This window comes from Oscillibacter sp. CAG:155 (assembly GCA_000436875.1).
Taxonomy (GTDB): domain Bacteria; phylum Bacillota; class Clostridia; order Oscillospirales; family Oscillospiraceae; genus Oscillibacter.
This window is the reverse complement of the sequence record FR890954.1, coordinates 6,930-26,101: the sequence shown is the minus strand read 5'-3', so window position 1 is coordinate 26,101 and position 19,172 is coordinate 6,930. Positions and strand designations below refer to the sequence as shown.

General features: G+C 60.1%; 20 protein-coding genes and 1 riboswitch (1 of these 21 only partly in view). Of the genes, 8 read left to right on the top strand and 12 right to left on the bottom strand.

All coding sequences use genetic code 11. The features are described from left to right. Positions 1-30: riboswitch (FMN riboswitch) on the top strand (it extends 121 nt beyond the left edge of the window). 107 nt (positions 31-137) lie between these two features. The 5 genes from QZL67_RS09865 to glyA all read left to right on the top strand — a co-directional run bounded on the left by QZL67_RS09865 (position 138) and on the right by glyA (position 4,262). Further along, positions 138-266, top strand: coding sequence for a hypothetical protein (locus QZL67_RS09865; RefSeq protein ID WP_022290553.1), 129 nt, complete (start codon positions 138-140; stop codon positions 264-266). A gap of 12 nt (positions 267-278) precedes the next feature. After that, entirely contained in the window at positions 279-836 is a 558-nt protein-coding gene (locus QZL67_RS09860; protein ID WP_022290552.1) for an ECF transporter S component, read from the top strand. Between the two features lie 181 nt (positions 837-1,017). Beyond that, positions 1,018-2,232, top strand: a complete 1,215-nt coding sequence (dinB, locus tag QZL67_RS09855; RefSeq protein ID WP_022290551.1) for a DNA polymerase IV — start codon at positions 1,018-1,020, stop codon at positions 2,230-2,232. Continuing rightward, positions 2,229-2,816 carry a 5-formyltetrahydrofolate cyclo-ligase gene (locus QZL67_RS09850; protein ID WP_022290550.1) on the top strand — a complete coding sequence of 196 codons (588 nt, stop codon included), beginning with the start codon at positions 2,229-2,231 and terminating at the stop codon, positions 2,814-2,816. Before dinB ends, QZL67_RS09850 begins: the two co-directional genes overlap by 4 nt. A gap of 198 nt (positions 2,817-3,014) precedes the next feature. Then, positions 3,015-4,262 (top strand): serine hydroxymethyltransferase, encoded by a 1,248-nt coding sequence (glyA, locus tag QZL67_RS09845; protein WP_022290549.1) that lies wholly within the window; start codon positions 3,015-3,017, stop codon positions 4,260-4,262. Between the two features lie 193 nt (positions 4,263-4,455). On the opposite strand, the gene QZL67_RS09840 is transcribed toward glyA, so the two are convergent. The 12 genes from QZL67_RS09840 to QZL67_RS09785 all read right to left on the bottom strand — a co-directional run bounded on the left by QZL67_RS09840 (position 4,456) and on the right by QZL67_RS09785 (position 15,502). Beyond that, positions 4,456-5,190, bottom strand: a complete 735-nt coding sequence (locus tag QZL67_RS09840) for a ZIP family metal transporter (protein WP_022290548.1) — start codon at positions 5,188-5,190, stop codon at positions 4,456-4,458. Between the two features lie 118 nt (positions 5,191-5,308). Continuing rightward, the gene (locus tag QZL67_RS09835; RefSeq protein ID WP_022290547.1) at positions 5,309-7,252 is read right to left on the bottom strand and encodes a complex I subunit 5 family protein; all 1,944 of its coding nucleotides are present in this window, start codon (positions 7,250-7,252) and stop codon (positions 5,309-5,311) included. Positions 7,253-7,265: 13 nt separating this feature from the next. Then, the gene (locus QZL67_RS09830; RefSeq protein ID WP_022290546.1) at positions 7,266-8,756 is read right to left on the bottom strand and encodes a complex I subunit 5 family protein; all 1,491 of its coding nucleotides are present in this window, start codon (positions 8,754-8,756) and stop codon (positions 7,266-7,268) included. A 43-nt stretch (positions 8,757-8,799) separates the two neighbouring features. Further along, the gene (locus QZL67_RS09825) at positions 8,800-10,251 is read right to left on the bottom strand and encodes a complex I subunit 5 family protein (RefSeq protein ID WP_022290545.1); all 1,452 of its coding nucleotides are present in this window, start codon (positions 10,249-10,251) and stop codon (positions 8,800-8,802) included. Between the two features lie 15 nt (positions 10,252-10,266). After that, a complete protein-coding gene (locus QZL67_RS09820; protein WP_022290544.1) occupies positions 10,267-11,787 on the bottom strand; it encodes a complex I subunit 5 family protein in 1,521 nt (506 codons plus the stop codon). Position 11,788: 1 nt separating this feature from the next. Further along, the gene (locus QZL67_RS09815) at positions 11,789-12,160 is read right to left on the bottom strand and encodes a sodium:proton antiporter (RefSeq protein WP_022290543.1); all 372 of its coding nucleotides are present in this window, start codon (positions 12,158-12,160) and stop codon (positions 11,789-11,791) included. A 39-nt stretch (positions 12,161-12,199) separates the two neighbouring features. Next, positions 12,200-13,096, bottom strand: coding sequence for a hydrogen gas-evolving membrane-bound hydrogenase subunit E (gene mbhE / locus QZL67_RS09810; protein WP_022290542.1), 897 nt, complete (start codon positions 13,094-13,096; stop codon positions 12,200-12,202). Further along, complete coding sequence (locus QZL67_RS09805) at positions 13,089-13,340, bottom strand: hydrogenase subunit MbhD domain-containing protein (protein ID WP_022290541.1); 252 nt, start codon at positions 13,338-13,340, stop codon at positions 13,089-13,091. The genes mbhE and QZL67_RS09805 overlap by 8 nt, the downstream gene beginning before the upstream one ends. After that, positions 13,337-13,660 (bottom strand): monovalent cation/H(+) antiporter subunit G, encoded by a 324-nt coding sequence (locus QZL67_RS09800; protein ID WP_022290540.1) that lies wholly within the window; start codon positions 13,658-13,660, stop codon positions 13,337-13,339. Before QZL67_RS09800 ends, QZL67_RS09805 begins: the two co-directional genes overlap by 4 nt. Beyond that, entirely contained in the window at positions 13,653-13,970 is a 318-nt protein-coding gene (locus tag QZL67_RS09795; RefSeq protein ID WP_022290539.1) for a monovalent cation/H+ antiporter complex subunit F, read from the bottom strand. Before QZL67_RS09795 ends, QZL67_RS09800 begins: the two co-directional genes overlap by 8 nt. Before the next feature lie 2 nt (positions 13,971-13,972). Next, a complete protein-coding gene (locus tag QZL67_RS09790) occupies positions 13,973-14,431 on the bottom strand; it encodes a Na+/H+ antiporter subunit E (protein ID WP_022290538.1) in 459 nt (152 codons plus the stop codon). A 150-nt stretch (positions 14,432-14,581) separates the two neighbouring features. Further along, positions 14,582-15,502 carry a LysR family transcriptional regulator gene (locus QZL67_RS09785; protein WP_292920262.1) on the bottom strand — a complete coding sequence of 307 codons (921 nt, stop codon included), beginning with the start codon at positions 15,500-15,502 and terminating at the stop codon, positions 14,582-14,584. 246 nt (positions 15,503-15,748) lie between these two features. Between QZL67_RS09785 and QZL67_RS09780 the strand changes: the two genes are divergently transcribed. The 3 genes from QZL67_RS09780 to QZL67_RS09770 all read left to right on the top strand — a co-directional run bounded on the left by QZL67_RS09780 (position 15,749) and on the right by QZL67_RS09770 (position 19,000). Then, positions 15,749-17,023: a glycosyl hydrolase family 18 protein gene (locus QZL67_RS09780; RefSeq protein ID WP_022290536.1), complete on the top strand. Its 1,275-nt coding sequence runs from the start codon at positions 15,749-15,751 to the stop codon at positions 17,021-17,023. 227 nt (positions 17,024-17,250) lie between these two features. Then, complete coding sequence (locus QZL67_RS09775; RefSeq protein ID WP_022290535.1) at positions 17,251-17,880, top strand: TrkA C-terminal domain-containing protein; 630 nt, start codon at positions 17,251-17,253, stop codon at positions 17,878-17,880. Between the two features lie 7 nt (positions 17,881-17,887). Further along, positions 17,888-19,000 (top strand): ABC transporter ATP-binding protein, encoded by a 1,113-nt coding sequence (locus QZL67_RS09770; protein WP_022290534.1) that lies wholly within the window; start codon positions 17,888-17,890, stop codon positions 18,998-19,000. Positions 19,001-19,172: the final 172 nt, after the last annotated feature.

Here is a 19,172-nt window from a genome sequence, read left to right as displayed (position 1 = left end):
CAGTCACAGTCTGGATGGAAGAAGATGAGAGCGGCAAAGCCGCGCATGTTTGATGCGCTTCTTTTGTTGCGTGGTCACCTTGGAGAAGTCAAAGCGTCCAGGGTGTTTTTCAGCGACAAAAAGGAGTGTGTTTTTTTATGTCTGATCCCAATGTCAACGCCATTCCCACGGCCCGGTCCCAGGTGAATGTCCGCACGCTGGTGTCCCTTGCCATGCTGACCGGTATCGCCTATGTGGTGATGCTCCTGAGCAAGATCCTGCCCTAGGTATATGGCTTTTTGCAGTTGGATGTGAAGGATACCGTGATTTGCATCGGCGGTTTCGTGTTCGGCCCCCTGGCCGCCGCCATGATCTCCATTGTGGTGGCCCTTGTGGAAATGCTCACGGTCAGCGATACCGGTCCCATCGGTTTCCTCATGAACGTGCTGGCCACCTGCGCATTCAGCTGCACCGCAGCCTTTGTTTACAAAAAGATGCACACCAAGAAGGGCGCCGTCATCGGTCTGACGCTGGGCGTCATCTGCCTGACTGCCGTGATGCTCCTCTGGAATTACCTCATCACCCCCATTTATCAGGGTACTCCCCGGGACGTGGTCGTGGCCATGCTGCCCACCATCATCCTGCCCTTCAACGTGGTCAAGGGCGGTCTCAACATGGCGCTGATCCTGGTGCTCTACAAGCCCGTGGTCACCGCTCTGCGCAAAGCCCATCTGGTACCGGAGAGCCAGACCATCCTCCAGAACAAGGGCAAGGTCAACGCCGGGTTCCTGCTCTTCTCTCTGGCGCTGCTGGCCACCTTTGTGACCATCGCGCTGGTGCTGATGGGGATTCTGTAAGCAACCCTTTCCCTCATAAATCAACCCCGGGGAGACGCGCTGCGTCTCTCCGGGGTTTTCTTCTCCCCGGACTGCGGTACGTTTCTCCGCCGCCTATGGATTTCCCAGGCCCTCTGCCAGACGCTCCCTCTTTTCAACAGCGAACAGATGTGCTACGATAGATGCAGAAAGGAGGCGCACCATGGACCGGGTGATTCTGCACTGTGATCTCAACTGTTTTTATGCCTCGGTGGAGCTGCTGAGCCACCCGGAGCTGCGAACCGTCCCCATGGCCGTCTGCGGGGACCCCGCCTCCCGGCACGGCATTATTCTGGCCAAAAACGAGCCCGCCAAAAAATACGGTGTCCAGACAGCGGAGACCATCTGGCAGGCCAAGAAAAAATGCCCCGATCTGGTATTGCTGCCGCCTCACCACGACCTTTACCGACAGTACTCCCGGCAGGTCAACGCCATCTACGATACCTATACGGACTTGGTGGAGCCCTTCGGCATCGACGAGAGCTGGCTGGATATCACCCACACCCTCCACCTCCTGGGCGGAGATGCCCAGGCCGTGGCGAATCAGCTGCGGGAGCGGATCAAGCGGGAACTGGGGCTGACGCTCTCCGTCGGCGTCAGCTTCAACAAGGTCTTTGCCAAGCTGGGCAGCGACTATAAAAAGCCGGACGCCACCACCGTCATCTCCCGGGAGAACTGGCGCCAGCTCCTCTGGCCGCTGCCGGTGGGGGCCATGCTGTACGTCGGCGGCGCCGCCCAGAAGCTGCTCCACCAATACGGTGTGGACACTTTGGGCCAGTTGGCCGCCTGCAAGCCGACGATGCTGGAAACCCTGATGGGAAAAATGGGACCTCAGCTCCAGGCCTGCGCCAATGGGCAGGATCAGGACCCGGTGCGTTCCCGCTATGAGGCGGAGCCTGTAAAGTCTGTGGGAAACGGCACCACGTTCCCGCAAAACCTCACCAAGCCGGAGCAGGTCCGGACCGGAATTGCCATGCTCTGCGACTCTGTGGCCACCCGCCTGCGGCATGCGGGGCTGTACGCCGGCGGCGTTCAGGTGACGGTCCGTGACCCTGCGTTCCACGACCGTTCCCGGCAGGCGCAGCTGCCCGCCCCCACCCACCTGATCCGAGATCTGACCGCCGCGGCCATGGACCTGACCTCCCAGCTGTGGAAACCGCCCACACCCATCCGGGCACTGACCGTCACCGCCATTCACCTTCTGCCCGAGGGCAGCGCCTATGAGCAGGTGGATCTTTTCACCGCCGGGGCGGCACCCCAACGGGAAAAGCAGGAAAAGCTGGAGGCCGCCATGGCCCGCATTCGGGGCAAATTCGGCTCCGGCGCCATTGTGTACGGCGCCGCCCAACCAGAAAAAGAGGAGGACCCCTTTTCATGAACAAGCAAACGGAAAAGCAGCAGCTGCGAAAAACCATGCACACGTTGGAGGCCAGGCTGCCGGAGCGGTATCTTGCCCAGGCAGACCGAAAAATCGCCGCTCAGCTGCTGGCCATGCCGGAGTACCAGGCGGCGGACACCGTTTTCTGCTTTGTCAGCACAGGCCGGGAGATCGACACCCATCCCATTCTGCAAGCTGCGCTGGAGGCGGGAAAAACGCTCTGCGTTCCCCGGTGTCTGGGCGGCGGCATCATGGAGCTGCGCAGCATCCAAAGTCTGAACGCTCTCACCCCCGGCGCTTATGGAATTCCCGAGCCGCCGGAGGATGCCCCTCTCGTCTCCACAGACACGGTGGATTTTGCCGTTCTTCCCTGCCTGACCTGCAATCACCTAGGCCAGCGGCTGGGCCGGGGCGGCGGCTACTATGACCGCTTTCTTGCCTCTTATCGGGGCGGTACGGTGCTGTTATGCCGGGAACGGCTGATCCGGGAGGAAATTCCCGTCACATCGCTGGACTATCCCATCCCCTGGGTCCTGACTGAGGCAGGCCTTTTTGAAGATGGCACCCCCGCCCGATTGAATTGACGGGAAACCCGTCTTTCCCGGTGATCCCTGTGATCTCTGGCCGGAGCACCGCCCGTTTTTACCGGACAGCCCTTGCGTTCTCTTGACAGCTTCTTTTGATTTTGCTACGCTGAACAGGGAAAACTACGATTTCCACATTCACCGCTCCGAGGCCAGATCCCGGTGCCGGGGCGGATCTTGACGAAGGAGGAGTTCTCTATGATCCACGAAACCATGGCGTATCTCTCCCAGGTCGATCCCGAAGTGGGTGCCTCCATTCAGGAGGAATTTGCCCGGGAGCGGCGCAATATTGAGCTGATCGCGTCCGAGAATATCGTCAGCGAAGCTGTCATGCTGGCCATGGGCACCTGCCTGACCAACAAGTACGCCGAGGGCTATCCCGGCAAGCGGTACTACGGCGGCTGCTACGCCGTGGATGTCACGGAGGAGATCGCCCGGAAACGGGCCTGCGAGCTCTTTGGCTGCAAGTACGCCAACGTTCAGCCCCACTCCGGTGCCAATGCCAATCTGGCGGCCTTCTTCGCCCTGGTCCAGCCCGGCGACACGGTTCTGGGCATGAACCTGGCTCACGGCGGCCATCTCAGCCACGGCAGCCCTGTGAACATCTCCGGCAAGTACTTTCACGTCGTCTCCTACGGTCTCAACGACGAGACGGAGCGCATCGACTATGATCAGCTTCTCACCGTGGCAAAGGAATGCAAGCCCAAGCTCATCATTGCCGGTGCCAGCGCCTATCCCCGCATCATTGACTTCGCCAAGTTCCGGGAAGTGGCCGACGCCGTGGGTGCCTATTTGATGGTGGATATGGCCCATATCGCCGGCCTGGTGGCCGCCGGGGTCCATCCCTCTCCCCTGCCCTATGCCGACGTGGTGACCACCACCACCCACAAGACCCTGCGTGGTCCTCGAGGCGGCATGATTTTGTGCAACAACGAGGAAATTTACAAGAAGATCAACTCCGCCGTGTTCCCCGGTACCCAGGGCGGCCCGCTGGAGCATATCATCGCCGCCAAGGCAGTGTGTTTTGGGGAGGCACTGAAGCCGGAATTCAAGGACTACCAGCGCCAGGTGGTGAAAAATGCCGCCGTATTGGCGGAGGCCCTTCAAAAAGAGGGGTTCCGCCTGGTCTCCGGCGGTACGGACAACCATCTGATGCTGGTGGATGTGCGCAATTTCCACATCACCGGCAAAGAATTTGAGCACCGGCTGGACGAAGTCCAGATCACCGCCAACAAGAATGCCATTCCCAATGACCCGGAGAAGCCCTTTGTCACCAGCGGCATCCGGGTAGGCACGCCCGCCGTCACTACCCGCGGCTTCAAGGAGCCGGAGATGGAGAAGATCGCCCATTGGATGGGCATGGTGGCCCGGGACTTCGACGCCTGCAAGGATCAGGTCCGCTCTGAGGTCAACGCCCTGTGCGAGCAGTTCCCCATCTATCCGTAATTGCTGTGATTCTCCACAGCCAGCCGCCCCCGGTACAGAAGTACCGGGGGCGGTTTTACACGGTCTGTCAGCGCTTTCAACAGGGAGGGCCGCCGGAAAACGCTTTCTCCCAGGCACCCTGTCTAATGAAAAAGCTGCCGTACGGCAGCTTTTTTGTTTGCGCTTCACCGCCGGGGATTGGCCCGCATCTTCCTCACAGCGCTGTGATGCAAAGCCCCACCAAAATTCCCGCCACTACGGCCAGCGACGGCATCTCCGACCGGCACAGCGCTGTGGATTCCGGCAGCAATTCTCCAAACACCACATACAGCATGGCACCGGCAGCAAAGCTCAGCGCCAATGCCAGCCATACCGGTCCCAGCATGCCCAGCATGTACCCCAGCGCTGCCCCCAGGATGGTTGGGGCCCCCGCCGCAGCGGCCAGTCCGGCTGCCCGGAGCCGCCCCATTCCGCCGGAGACCAGCGGGACCGTAATCGCCATTCCCTCCGGGATGTTGTGCAGCCCGATTACCGCTGCCATGGCAAGTCCTCCGTTTTCCGCTCCTCTGGCAAAGGATGCGCCGATCACCATCCCCTCCGGCAAATTGTGCAGGGCGATGGCTGCTGCCATCACCACACCGGCCCAAAAAAGGCCTTGGCTTTGCTCCGGCTGGTCCTGCGCGGCCACACGGTTGAGCAAACCGACAAGTCCATACCCGGACAAAACCCCTCCGGCAGTCAAGCCCAGCCCAAACGCGCCGCTCCGCTGAGACAGCGCATCTGCCAAAAGATCCCCGCAAACCACAGCCAGCATCACACCTGCCGCAAAGCTCAGCAGCAGACTGATGGTCCGTTCCGCATCCCGCCGGAACCCACAGGTGAGAATCCCTCCTGCCCCCGTCCCGCCGACTCCCGCCAGCGCCGTAATCCACAACACCGTTCCCAGCATGTTCTCTGCCCTCCGTTTTCCACCCGTTTTTTCCATATCTTCCGCTGTTCGCACAAAAAAGGACAGGAGGTCAACCAGCGTTGACTTCCTGTCCTTGCAGAAAGGTCTCTTTTGTCTATCACAGCAGCAGGTACAGCAACAGCAGCACCAATCCGCCGCCCGCCAGCATCAAATCGAAGGAGAAGGTATCTCCCACAATGGAACGCCTTGGCTTACGGGCATAGATGCCGAAGTTTTCATCGTGTTTGGGTACAAAGATGCCAGGCGCACGGGTGAAGAGGATCTTCTCGCCGATCAGAACCATCAGATCTCCCACAGAGGAGACCACTCGGGCACCGAATGCCCCCACAAAGGCCAGACCCCGCAGCACCGGCCGATACACCAGGTTTTCCAGATCCAGCCAGTCCGGCCAGCGGTTGAGGTACTCCATCTCGCTACCCACCCGGCGCATCAGCAGCCGCCGGATCACCAGAAGATAGACCGCCGCACCGATAGCAAGGGAAATGCAGGCACCCTTGAGATTGACCCAGGTGAAGTAGTGGACCGCATGGCCGTGGTCCGCCAGCAAAAAGGTCCCGGCCTGCTCTGCCAGAGGCTCCATGGTGATGCCGGGCGTCAGTCCCATCACCAGCAGCGCTGCCGCACCCAGCGCCAGCGCCACACTGGTCTCCCGGGACATGTACTCCCGCAGACCAAGGTGCTGCCCGGAGGCGCGGGGGGAGACAAAAATCGCCACAAACAGCTTGGTCATATACGCCGCCGTCAGGCCGCCGGAAATCAGGAACAGCCACTCCACCGTCTGAAACGCCGCTGTGGACAGCCCTTCGTGTTCCAGCAGGTGGATATATTCCACAATGCTCTCATGCAGCAGTGTCTTGCTGACATATCCGGAAAAGCCCGGAACGCCTGCGATCGATGCCGCGCCCACGAAAAAGACACCCTTGAGCCACGGCTTGTTCCGGCCCCAGCCCCGCAGGTCATTGAGATTCAGCGAATGGGTGCTCACATAGATGACGCCTGCCGACACAAACAGCACCAGCTTGATAAGGCTGTGGTTGAGCATATGCAGCACAGTTCCCCAGGCCGCCAGAGCATTCTCTCCGCTGAGGTAACCCTGCATGGCAACCCCCACCAGGATAAACCCGATCTGGGACATGGAGGAGCAGGCCAGCGTCCGCTTCAAGTCAATGGAGAAGACTGCCAGCACCGCGCCGAGCACCATGGTCACCACACCCAGAGCCAGTACCACTGTATTCCAGGGCAGGTCCGCCCAGAACAGATAACGGGAAATGATTAACACACCGAAGACACCACTCTTGGTCAGGATACCGCTCAGCAGCGCCGAAGCCGGTGCCGGAGCCACCGGGTGTGCCTTGGGCAGCCAGATGTGCAGGGGGAACATGCCTGCCTTAGCGCCAAAGCCCACCAGGCAGCAGCCGCCTGCCACATACAGCTGCGTCCGCCGCTCCGCAGGCAGCGCCTCAGCCAGCGCCCGGAGCCGGCTGATCTCCAGGGTACCGAAGAGATCCTGCAGCAGCAGCAACCCAACCAGCAGCGTCATGCCGCCGATCACCGCCACCGCAAGATACGTTTCTCCGGCTCTGAGGGCCTCCTCCGTCTCGTTCTGGACCACCCAGACATAAGAAGTGAAGGACATCATCTCGAAAAAGACAAACAGGGTAAAGAGGTCCGCCGCCAGGAACACCCCCATCAGGGCGCCCTGGGTCAGCAGCCAGAAGCAGTAGTACCGGTTGCAGCCCTCGGCATGGGCAAAGTACGCCGGGCTGTTGAGGCCGGTCATGGCCCACAAGAAGCAGGCCGTCACTGTCAGCAGCGTCCGCAGGCTGCCGGCGGCAAAATGCAGGCCCAGTCCGCACACACCCGGCAGTGTCAGCTGTGCATCCGGGAACAGGATCAGCGCCACAGCGCAGGCCAGCTCGATCAGCGGCAGGGTCCGGACAAACCGGTTTCTCCACGCTCTGCTGGAGCGCCGCAGCGGATATACCAGCGGGGAGGCCAGCATGGGCAGCAGGATGAGGCAGGCGATTAAAATACCGTTCATCATTCCACTCCCTTCACAGCACGCCCCGGCTCACCAGGGCCAGGAAGCGGATCAGTCCGTCAGAGGCCAGTGCCAGCAGCACGCCTGACGCCGTCAGCAGGATCAGCGGCACCTTCATGGACCAGCCCGGGTCCCGGATACGGTCCAGCGCGGCGGTGTCCAGCTGCCCCACGGGGAAATAAGCCCGGGCCACGATGGTAGTGAGGTACAGCGTGGTCAGCAGCGTAGAGAGGATCAGGGCCCCGATTCCCACATAGGCCAGCGGATTGCCGGAGGCCACCGCACCCTCTGCGATCATCCACTTTCCGGCGAAGCCCCCCAGAGGCGGCAGGCCGATCAACGCAAAGGAGGAGATGGTGAAGGTGGCAAAGGTCACCGGCATCACCCGACCGCAGCCCTCCAGCTCATAGACGTATTCCCGGCCGCTCTTGTGGATGATGGCGCCGGCGCAGCAGAACATGGTGATTTTCACAAAGGCATGATAGACCATATGGGTCAGTCCGCCCAGAAGGCCTGCGGGCGTCATCAGCGTCAGAGAAAAGAGAATATATGAGAGGTTGCTGACAGTGGAAAACGCCAGCCGCCGCTTCAAGTGCGGTGTCCGCAGCGCCCGGGCAGAGCCGTAGACGATGGTCACGATGGTAGCCGCCATCACCACAGTCTGGGCCCAGGTTCCCCGCAGGAAATCCGCACCGAAGCCAAAATAGATCAGCCGCACAATGGCAAAGGCACCTGCCTTCACCACCGCCACCGCGTGCAGCAGGGCCGACACCGGCGTCGGTGCCACAGAGGCGTCCGGCAGCCACTTGTAAAAGGGGAAAATCGCCGCTTTGACACCAAATCCGAAGAACGCCGCCACAAAAACGATCAGCAACGTGTTCTCATGCCCTGCTACCAGCGCTGGGTCCAGCACACCGCCATAAGTAAAGTTCAGATGCCCCACGCCGTAATTAAGCAAAAAGACCATCCCGATAAACGCAAACGACGCACCGGAGAGGGAGTAGACCACGTACTGCCGTCCGGCATAGCGGGCCTTTTCATCCATGCTGTGCATCACCAGCGGAAGTGTCGCCAGCGTCAGCAGTTCGTAGAAGAGATACAGGGACAAAAAATCCTCGGAATACGCGATGCCCAGCACCACGCCATAGGCCATGAGCCAGAAGGAGAAAAAGCGGTTCTCATGACCCTCATGGGACATATAGTCCAGAGCATACGCCGTCACCAGCGGCCAGAGCACCGACACAATGCCTCCATACACCATGGATGCCCCGTCAATGCGCAGGGAGATGGAAAAACTCTTGGAAAAGCTGACCAGGATGCAGGCCAGCGCCTGTTCGCCCCGCAGCAGCGTCAAGCCGATGCAGGACAAGGACAGCACCGAGGTCACCAGCCCCGCCGCCATGATATATCCGCTGCGCACCCGGCGGCTCTTGGGCTGCAGGCACAGCAATCCGATCCCCAGCAGAATGGGCAGCAGGATCGGGAATGTCAAAAACCGGTGCATGGGGCACCTCCCTTCTCAAATCGCCGGCCCTTTACGGTGCCGCTCACGCAAACAGCTGGCCTGCCAGCTGGCCCAGCCACTGCAGCAACCCGCCCGGAAACAGTCCCAGCAGCAGACAGGCCGCCGCAAAGGCGATCAGCGGCCCTGTCATCTGGGGCCCCATCTCCTTGCGCTCGGCGATGAAGTGTTTTCCCGGGAAAAATCCGTTGGTCACAATGGGCAGCAGATATCCGGCCGTCAGCAGCGCCGAGACGATCAAAACCACCAGTCCCGCGATGCCAAACCCCCGCAGCGGCGCCGAAAGCCCCGCCGAAACCAGATACCACTTGCTGACAGCACCCGCCATGGGCGGGATGCCGATCAGAGACAGCGCCGCCAGCGTAAAGCACATCATCGTCACGGGCATCCGTTTGCCGATGCCCCGCAGCTGATCCACCCGCAGGTAGTTGGTGGAGAAAATGATGGCGCCTGCCCCCAGGAACAGTGCGTCCTTGGCCAGGGCGTGGAATACCATCTGCAAAAGTGATGCCTGCACGCCCTCCGGCGTCAGCAGCAACAGTCCGAAGAGCACATAAGACACTTGGCTGACGGTGGAATAGGCAAGCCGCCGCTTGAGCAGCTTCTCGCGGTACGCCAGCATGGAACCCACAAACACCGTGGCCAGTGTCAGCGTCAGCAGCACATACTGCGGCCAGCTGCCCTGAAGGAAGTTCACGCCGAACATGTAATAAGTCACCCGGATCACCGCCAGCACGCCGCCCTTGGTAATCACGCCGGAGAGCACGGCGGACGCCGGGGCCGGGGCCACGGGATGGGCCGCAGGCAGCCATGCCTGCATGGGCACCATGCCCGCCTTTGCGCCGAAGCCTACGATCATCAGGCAGTAAATCACCAGCAGCAGCGGCCGGTGCTGCGCAGCCCGAACCGGGTCAATGGCACCACCGGGGGCAAAATCCGGCGCCGCCATATAGTAGGCAATGAAGAAGTACCCCGCCAGTGCCATGCCTGCGCCAAATACCGAATAGCCCAGATACTTGAACCCGGCCCGCCGGGCGGCGGAGGTGCCGTTGTGGAGCACCATGGGCACTGTGATGAGAGACATCATCTCAAAGAACATATACATGGTGACGAAGTTGGCCGCCATGGCCAGTCCCGCCAGCACGCCTAACGTCATGGTATAGACGGTCATGAAGGCGCGCTCTCCGCCGGCGTGGCGGATATAGGGGAAGGAGAAAATGAGAACCGGCACCCAGATGCAGCACACCAGCACCAGAAAGAGTTTGGCAAGGCTGTCATTCCGCATTGCAAGGTGCAACCCGCTCTGAATCGTCAGCAGGTCCAGCCTCTGCTCCGGCAGGAGGCACACCACCAGTGCCAGCGCGGCGGTTCCCAGAATCAGCGCCAGCGCCAGCCGTTCCCGCGCCTGTTCACTTTTCTGCCGGAACACGAATACGCCGCCGATCACCGGCAGCAAAACAGGCAGCAACAGCAGCATAGGGTCCCTCCTGTTTCAAGTTCCCATCAAGGCAATTCCCGCCTCGATCACATCGGTAATGGGGTGATAGAAAATACCCAGTACAAAAATCCCCGCCATCAGAGCAATGGCTGCGGTGGTGAAGGAGCGGTCAAACGCCAGATCTTCCGCCCGGGCATCTTCCAAAACGCGCTGCTCCGCCTCTGCAGGCGGACGCACCCAGATGGCCAGCAGCGCCGGCACATAATAAAGCGCGTTGAGCACCGTGGACAGCGCCAGGGTCACCAAGGCCAGCACCGTGCGATTGGTGGGCAGCGCCGCGTTGGCAAAATACAGTTTGGAGACGAATCCGCCGAACAGCGGAATTCCGATCATGGAAAGGGCGCCCACGGTAAAGCCCAGCCCAGCACTCACATCCCGATAGGCACTGCCCCGCAGGTTCTTCAGGCTCTTGTGGTGCCCGCTGACTGCGGACAGGCGCCCGGCGCAGCAAAAGAGCAACGGCTTGCAGCAGGCGTGGACCAGGATGTGGAAACAAGAGGCCACCACGCCGGCAGTCGTTCCCAGGCCCAGTCCCATAAAGATGTAGCCGATCTGAGCCACAGAGGAGTACGCCAGCATGCGCTTGACATGATACTCCCGCATAGCTTCCAGAGACCCCAGGATCATACCCAGAAGGCCGAATATCAAAATGACATTCGTCACCCCCAGCTCCCCCATCAGTTCCAGGGAGAATACCCGCATCATCATAGTGATCATCAGCACGATATATCCCTTCAGCACCAGGCCGGAGAGCATGGCCGACGAGGCCGTAGTGGCACCGCCGTGGGCATCCGGCAGCCACAGGTGAAAGGGAAACATGGCGCTTTTGATGCCAAGGCCGCCGATGATCAGTCCCACCGACACCGTCAGGGGAATCCGGTAGGCACCACTCTCCGCCAGCTCCGCCACCGCCTGGGCAAGGGAGGGCATCAGGAGATAACCGGTGATGCTGTTGAGCAGCGTCAGTCCGATGAGAAACAGCCCCGAGCCCAAAAGGCTCATAAATAAATACCGGATGGTGGCAATGAGGTTGGGCCCGTTGTCCTTGGCCATCACCAATGCGCAGGCGGCAATGGTGCTGATCTCGATGAACACATATCCGGTAAAGACATCGTTGGTGTAAACCAGAGCCAGCAGGGAGGCCTCCAGCATATTCACCATGGTAAAGTACAGCCGCAGCTTGCCTGGCAGCACATCATGGAAAAGATCCCGCTTTCCCCCCGCCAGCGCCAGCGCCAGCACCACGGAAAACACCATGGCCAGCAGTGCCTGCAGCGGCCCGCACTGGATTGCGTTTCCATAAGGGGCTGCGAACCGGCCCATGCTGTATGTAAAGCTCAGATTTCCGACATAGGTGTACTGCAGCACCGCAGCAGAGAGCACCGCAATGGTGCCTGCCACCGCCAGGGTCATCCAGTAGGAGACTTTTCCCCGGGGGATCACCGCCGAGACAATGCCTGCCAAAATCGCCAGGAAAATGCAAAAAAAAGGAAGGTTTTCAACAAAAGGGCGCATTTCAGTCGTCCTCCTTCCCTGCTCGCTCCAGCAGCTCCCACAGCTCGATCGTGCCGTAGCGGCGATAGATTCGCTGAATCAGAGCCAGGGAAAACGCGGTAATGCTGACCGATACCACGATCCCCGTCAGCACCAGTCCGCTGGGGATGGGGTTGATGTACAGCGGGTCAAAGCCCCGGTCCCCCACAATGGGGGCAACGCCTCCATCGATATATCCCAGAGAGGCCAGCAGCAAAAAGACCGCGGAGTCCATGATGTTGAAGCCCACCACTTTTTTCAGCAGATTCTGCTGCAGCAGCAGGTTCATAAACCCGATCCCGAAGAGGATGACAGCCGTCACCGCAAACCGGTTTTGAAGGATGGTCTCCAGCATGGGACGGACTCCTTTCCAGGCGCACATGCGCCTTTTCTCTCAAAATTCGCCTCTGGAAAACAACACGTAAAATCCATAGACCGTACAGGCCACCACCAGCCCCACCGCCAGGTCAATCAGCAGTGTCATGCCGGTGAGGTAGTTGGGCAGCTTGTTGGCGCCCAGAAAAATGTAGGTGCCGTAGAGTACCACATACAGCACCAGCCCGAAGGTCCGGACAGCGGCATAGCGCCGCGCGTCCATCAGGACCCGCATCCGCTTGGGGCCATAGGCTGCGGAAAAGAGGATCAGCCCCGCTCCCAGAATTGTGCCGCCGGAAAAGCCGCCGCCCGGAGAGACCTCTCCGTTGAGCAGCACATAAAGCGCAAACAAAAAGACGAAGGGCACCAGCACCCATGCCGCACGGCGCAGGATCAGATCCGGATGGGCCGCCAGGATCTCCTGCTCCCGGGCCTCTCTTTGCTGGTCGTGCTCATCGGTGTTCTTCTCATCCCGCAGCAGCAGCATCATGACCGCCGCCACCGCCAAAAACAGCACACAGCTCTCGCCCAGCGTATCAAATCCCCGGTAGCTGAGGATCATGGCCGTCACCACATTGGCCGAACCGGTCTCCTTCAGGCCGTACTCCAGGTAGTGCTCCGCCACCTCATTGTTGATGGGGTTTTCCAGCTCGCCGAATGTGGGCATCGTCAGCACCGCCGCCATCAAAATCCCCATCAGCACCAGACAGATCAGCACAGCCCCCACCGGATACCACTTGCGGAACCGGTGCAGCCGGTGCTTATCCTGGGTGGCAAACTCCGCGTCCGAACGCTGGACATGCCGCGGCGGACGCTGTTCCATGACGAACAGCGTCTGGTCCTTAGGCTCCCGGTCACCATCCACCCATTCCACCAGCCGGAGCCACCAGCTTTGTTTGTTCGGCTGCTTACTCATCCCGGGTTCCTTTCAGCGCATGGATTTTTTTCAGTGTCAGGAAGAACAGGATGCTGGTGATACCGGCACCTACTGCCGCTTCCGTGATAGCCAGATCCGGGGTCTGGAGCAGGCTCCACAATACCGCCATCAGCAGAGAAAAGGCCATGTATACAATGACCGTGGCCAAAAGCCGCTTGCAGAGGGGGGCCGCGATCGCGCAGACCACCAGACCCGCCAGCAGGATGTACTCTAAGACGATCACCGCTCCTCCACCTCACATTCTTTTTCGATATCCGAGATCGTAAATACTTCCATCTCCGCGATCAGGTGGCCGGCCACAGGGCTCGTCAGCCATAAAAACAAAAACACCAACAGTGTCTTTGCCGCCGGCAAAGACCAGCCGTGAAGCAGGATCAGACCCACCAGTACGCAGAAAATTCCCAGCGCATCCCCGACGGCCGCGGCATGCATCCGGTTGAGCACATAATCCAGCCGGTAAAGCCCCAAAACCGCAGAGAAAAACACAAACAGCCCGAAGAGCAGGAACACCAGGCCCACTGCTGTCAAAATATCATCAAGCACGTCGGCTGCCTCCCTTCCGCTTTTTCTGCCCCGGCACGCCCCGCCGCTTGAGCAGCACCAGCCGTGCGGCGATCACCACCGCCAAAAAGCTCAGCAGCGCGTAGACCAGCGCCACATCCACCAGGAAATCCTCCCGCAGCCATACCGACAGGAGCACCATCTCCGCCACCACCAGGGTGTTGATCACATTTACCGCGATGATCCGGTCCGTAAACCGGGGACCCAGCACGGCCCGCAGCAGCGACGCCAGGATCAAAAGGGCCAGAACAATGGCGGCCCCCTGCAAAACCACAGATTTGATGGTCTCCACGCTTACGCCTCCAGCTTCTCCAGCCGCTGCTGGAACTCGCAGTTCTCGATTCCCTCCGCAAGGCTCTTGTCCAGTGTGTGAATGAGAAAACGACCATCCTCCGCCAGAACGGTGATAGTGCCGGCGGTCAGCGTAATGGAATCGGCCAAAATCGCCTGCCCACCCCCGGTTTTCAGCGTTGTGTCAAACCAGATCAGTTTGGGCTCCATCTTTTTCCCCCGGGTATAAATCAGCCGCATCACCACAAAGCCTGCCCGCAGCATTTCCACCACCAGATGACCCAGATACCGCAAAAATGCCGCACCCTTGCCCAGGGTCCCCCGCTTGGGAGCCAGCCGGTATCCCAGCACCTGATGACAAAACCAGCTCAAAATCACCGATGCCACAACGCCCCACAGGCAGACATGCAGCGTCACTTCCCCAGCCAGCAGCAGCCAGAGTATGAAAAACAGAATCGGCATCCGCCCACCTCCCAGACTGCCGCACACCGTTTATAAAATAACAAACGAGTTCTTTACATTACATTTATATTATAGGGTTGGTTTCCTCCTGTCAACAGGCCCAGGCCCCACATTCCAACAATCTCTGTAAAATTCATCCATTTGGGATCGTCAGCTCTCCCTGGTGTCTGCCGCCAGGGCAGGCATCGCGCCGTTTTGACCCGTCTTTTCCACATAAGCCCGGACATATCCCATAAAGTTTTGAACCGCGGGAGACGCGGCAGCCTGGCGGGGAACCCCAATTCCGAGCGTCCGGTACTGCGCCGGTTTCAGTGGAACGGACACCGTCCCGGCCTGATAATGCCGCAGCAGCAGCTCCGGCAGGACGGAGACCCCCAGTCCGGCCGCCACCATGGAGAGGGCAACATATTCCGAGCAGGTAATGAACCGGACTTCGGATTCTTCAGGAATCCGTTCCAGAACCGGATGAGCCTCGCATCCATAGCCTTTTTGCGGCAGGAGCAGCCGTTCTCCCCGCAGCATTTCCAGCGTGACAGCCGGTTCTCCGGCCAGCTGGTGCCCCTGGGAGAAAACCGCCATCAGGCGGTCCCGGCAAAGCGGCATCCACTCCAATGTACGGGCCGTACCCCCCGCATCGATGCAAAAATCCGCCTCATGGGCCTCCATCGCTCCGGCAACGGTATCCTCGTCCCCCTCCCGGATCACGACCTCCACCTGCGGGTAATCCCGCTGAAATCTGCCTGCAATCGCAGGCAGCCAGTATGCCGCCACGCTGGGAAAGGCGATCACGCGGACCTTTCCGGTGTCTGCACCTTTGATTTTTGCGATGGTCTGTGCCAGGGCATCATTGGTGCTCAGCAGCCGCCGGATCGCAGGCAGCAGCATCTCCCCTTCCGCGTTGGGCACAATACCGGAAGGGGTACGCACCAGCAGGGGAAACCCCACCTCTTCCTCCAGCGACTGCATCATATGGCTGATCCCCGACTGGGTATAGCCCAGCTCTTCCGCCGCTTTGGAAAGGCTCCCCAGCTCCACGGCCCGGATAAATGCCTCATATTTCTTGATATTCACAGCACACGCTCCCTGCGTCCGGTCCGGCTTCATGCCGCTTTTGCATATCGGTCAGTACAAATCGTATGATCTCAGTACCATGGTACAGGACTCCCCGTAAAAAGGCAAGTATTTTTTCTGCAGATACCCACATGTTTCCATCATTTCGCAGAGCGCAGGCCCCGGATTCCGCATGCCAGTTTGGGCCTGTCCGGTTCTGCCCTGCGGATTGTGTGCATAGGGTTTTTATGAGGGGAGGAATGTGAAATGACCATTCATGTGGTGAAAGCCGGCGAAACCGTCGGCAGTATTGCGGAATTCTATGGTGTGGACCCGGCCCGCCTGGCTTCGGACAACGCTGTACCTGCCAGCGGCGCGCTGGCGGTGGGACAAACCCTGGTGGTGCGTTTTCCCCGTCTGGTCCACGCCGTCCAGCCGGGTGAGACACTATACGCCATTGCGGACCGCTACGGGACTTCGGTCCGGTCTCTGTGGCAGAACAATTTCTTTTTAGGAGGAAGCACTTCTATCCAGGCCGGTGAAACGCTGGTGATCTCCTATTTTGATAATAAACTGGGCACCGCCTCGTTCAATGGCTATGCCTACCCCTTTATCGCCTCGTCTCTGCTGGATGCGGAGCTGCCCTATCTGACGGAACTGACTCCCTTTACATATGGCATCCGGTCAGACGGCAGCCTGCTGCCTCTGGAAGACGACGCCCTGCTTTCCGCTGCACGGCAGCGGGGCGTCCGCCCCGTGATGCACCTCTCCTCTCTGACCGAGACTGGGCAGTTTGACACGGAACGGGGGTCTCTGATCCTCACTGACGCATCGGTGCAAAAGCGCCTGATCCTGGAAGTCCAGCAAACTGTCCTCCGGCGGGGATACGCCGGTGTGGATGTGGACTTTGAGTACCTGCCCGGTACGCTGGCCGATGCCTATGCCGCCTTTTTGAGCCGGCTGCGGCGGCTGCTGTGGTCCCAGGGCGCCTTCCTCTGGGCGGCGTTGGCTCCCAAGACCTCCGCCGACCAGCCGGGTCTTTTATATGAAGGGCATGATTATGCGGCCGTTGGTGCCGCGGTGGACGCGGTTCTGCTGATGACCTATGAGTGGGGCTACACCTATGGTCCGCCCATGGCAGTGGCACCGCTGCCCAATGTCCGGGCGGTGCTGGACTATGCCGTCACCGCCATCCCGCCAAAAAAAATTCTGCTGGGCGTCCCCAATTACGGCTATGACTGGCCCCTTCCCTTCCTCCGCGGCACCACCCAGGCTCAGTCCATCTCCAATGAGCAGGCCATCCAGCTGGCCCTTTCCCACAACATTGCCATCCAGTACGACGAGACGGCACAGGCCCCCTACTTCCACTATGCGGATGCCGACGGCACCGTCCATGAGGTCTGGTTTGAGGATGCCCGCAGCCTTTCCGCCAAGCTGCGCCTGATTGCGGAATACGGTTTCCTGGGGGCCGGTTTCTGGAATCTGATGCGGCCCTTCGCCCAAACCTGGCAGGTGGCCGCCTCCCTGTACAACATTCCATGAACCCTCAGTTCCGGGGCCGGGAGTCCTCTTGCTCCAATAACCGTACCCCGGCGGATTTTTCCCAGCTTCGCGGCGGGCCTGCGCAGCTCAATGGCTGTGCGGACCCGCCGCATGCGCTGTTTTGCAAAGATCCGTTCACACATTTTTAACTGGCATCCTTATTTACTTTTTAAAGTTGTCAGTGTATAATAGGGCTATCATTTCATCCTGGAAAAGGGGGAACGCCCATGCGGCAAGCAGTTGTACCCGCGCAATATCTGCAGATTGCTCTGGACCTGGCCTCCCGCATCGCGGGCGGGGAACTGCCCGAGGGCACCCGTATCTACGGCCGTTCGGTGATGGCGTCGGAGTACAGTGTATCTCCGGAGACCATCCGCCGGGCCCTCAGGCTGCTGGCGGACATGAAGGTGGTAGAGGTCAAGCCCCAGAGCGGCGCTGTGGTCCTCTCCGCCGACAATGCCCGACGCTACATTGAAACCTTCGAAGAGGACGCGGATGTTCACGCCCTGCAAGTCCAGCTCAAGGAGCTTTTGGGGAAATATACGGAGCTCAACCGGCGGATGACGGATGTGGTCTCCGCGCTGGTCAAGAGCCGGGATACCTTTTCCGCCGCGGAGGGCCCCCTCCCCAACTACGAGGTCCCAGTACCCAAAAACTCTCCCCTGATCGGCAAGAGCATCGGCTCTCTGAAATTCTGGCAGTCCACCGGCGGAACCATCATCGCCATCCGCCGGGGACAGACCGTCATTCTCTCCCCAGGTCCCTATGCAGAACTCTATGACGGAGACGTCATCATCCTTGTGGGCAGTCCCGCCGCCGCGGAGGCCGCCCACCATCTGGTCACAGCAAAGGAGTGAAGTACCAATGATTCAATTTGAACACGTCTGCAAAAGCTACGGCAAGACCCCCATTTTGAAGGACCTGAACTTCACCATCCCCGATGGACAGTTTGTGGTTCTCATCGGCCCCTCCGGCTGCGGCAAAACCACTACCCTCAAAACCATCAACCGTCTGATCGACATTGATTCCGGCACCATCTCCATCGACGGCAAGGACATCCACTCCCAGGACAAGGTAGAACTGCGCCGCCACATCGGCTACGTCATCCAGCAGATCGGCCTGTTCCCCAACATGACCGTGGCCCAGAACATCTGTGTGGTGCCCCGGCTTTTGAAGTACGACAAGCAAAAGCAGGCAGACATCGTCCAGAACCTCCTGAAAATGGTCGGCATGGAAAACCAGGCCAACAAATATCCCTCCGAGCTCTCCGGCGGCCAGCAGCAGCGGATCGGCGTTCTGCGGGCACTGGCAGCCTCTCCCCCCATTGTGCTGATGGATGAGCCCTTCTCCGCCCTGGACCCCATGACCCGGGAAACCCTCCAGGACGAGGTGAAGAATATTCAGCAAAAGCTGGGAAAGACCATCGTCTTTGTCAGCCACGACATGGGCGAGGCGCTGAAGCTGGCAGACACCATCATTTTCATGGAGAGCGGTCAGGTCGTCCAGATGGCCTCTCCCGAGGAGATGCTGGAGCACCCCGCCAACGATCTGGTGCGCAACTTCCTGGGCAAACACACCCCGGAGTCCTCCGCTCCTTCCAAGGTGGAGCACTTTATGCGCACCAACGTTCTCACCGTCAAGCGGGACCGGGGCGTTCTGGAGTGTGCCGAGCGTATGGCCCGGGGCAGCGTGGATACGCTGCTGGTCACCGATGAGACGGGCCGGTATGTGGGCACCGTCTCCATCGGCGACATCCGCCACTGGGGCCGAGAACTGACCAGCATCGAACCGCTGGTGCGGCAGACCGCCCGGACCGTCCGGGTGGGAGATGAAGCCAAGGAGAGCTTTGACTACCTGCTGGACTCCGGCGCCAACTATGTGGTGGTCCTCAATGAAGACGACACCATTGCCGGCATTGTCACCAAGACCAGCGTCGCCCGCTCCGTGGCGGAGAACCTCTGGGGGGATGCCAAATGATGGAGACTTTGCGGACCCTCTTCCAGGACTACGGCGCCGAGCTGGTGACTGCCATCGGCCAGCACACCGCGTATGTGGTGGTGTCCGTGGCTATTGGCTTTGTGGTGGGACTGCTGGCGGGCATCCTGCTCTCCCGGGTCCCCCATCGCCTTTCCAGCTTCATTATTCCGGT

What these genes read in the sequence shown, in the direction of transcription:
- glyA (WP_022290549.1), top strand. Translation starts at nt 3,015, where the DNA reads ATGATCCACGAAACCATGGCGTATCTCTCCCAGGTCGATCCCGAAGTG.
- QZL67_RS09865 (WP_022290553.1), top strand. Translation starts at nt 138, where the DNA reads ATGTCTGATCCCAATGTCAACGCCATTCCCACGGCCCGGTCCCAGGTG.
- QZL67_RS09830 (WP_022290546.1), bottom strand. Translation starts at nt 8,756, where the DNA reads ATGCACCGGTTTTTGACATTCCCGATCCTGCTGCCCATTCTGCTGGGG.
- dinB (WP_022290551.1), top strand. Translation starts at nt 1,018, where the DNA reads ATGGACCGGGTGATTCTGCACTGTGATCTCAACTGTTTTTATGCCTCG.
- QZL67_RS09815 (WP_022290543.1), bottom strand. Translation starts at nt 12,160, where the DNA reads ATGCTGGAGACCATCCTTCAAAACCGGTTTGCGGTGACGGCTGTCATC.
- QZL67_RS09850 (WP_022290550.1), top strand. Translation starts at nt 2,229, where the DNA reads ATGAACAAGCAAACGGAAAAGCAGCAGCTGCGAAAAACCATGCACACG.
- QZL67_RS09825 (WP_022290545.1), bottom strand. Translation starts at nt 10,251, where the DNA reads ATGCTGCTGTTGCTGCCTGTTTTGCTGCCGGTGATCGGCGGCGTATTC.
- QZL67_RS09780 (WP_022290536.1), top strand. Translation starts at nt 15,749, where the DNA reads ATGACCATTCATGTGGTGAAAGCCGGCGAAACCGTCGGCAGTATTGCG.
- QZL67_RS09775 (WP_022290535.1), top strand. Translation starts at nt 17,251, where the DNA reads ATGCGGCAAGCAGTTGTACCCGCGCAATATCTGCAGATTGCTCTGGAC.
- QZL67_RS09820 (WP_022290544.1), bottom strand. Translation starts at nt 11,787, where the DNA reads ATGCGCCCTTTTGTTGAAAACCTTCCTTTTTTTTGCATTTTCCTGGCG.
- QZL67_RS09770 (WP_022290534.1), top strand. Translation starts at nt 17,888, where the DNA reads ATGATTCAATTTGAACACGTCTGCAAAAGCTACGGCAAGACCCCCATT.
- QZL67_RS09790 (WP_022290538.1), bottom strand. Translation starts at nt 14,431, where the DNA reads ATGCCGATTCTGTTTTTCATACTCTGGCTGCTGCTGGCTGGGGAAGTG.
- QZL67_RS09840 (WP_022290548.1), bottom strand. Translation starts at nt 5,190, where the DNA reads ATGCTGGGAACGGTGTTGTGGATTACGGCGCTGGCGGGAGTCGGCGGG.
- QZL67_RS09835 (WP_022290547.1), bottom strand. Translation starts at nt 7,252, where the DNA reads ATGAACGGTATTTTAATCGCCTGCCTCATCCTGCTGCCCATGCTGGCC.
- mbhE (WP_022290542.1), bottom strand. Translation starts at nt 13,096, where the DNA reads ATGAGTAAGCAGCCGAACAAACAAAGCTGGTGGCTCCGGCTGGTGGAA.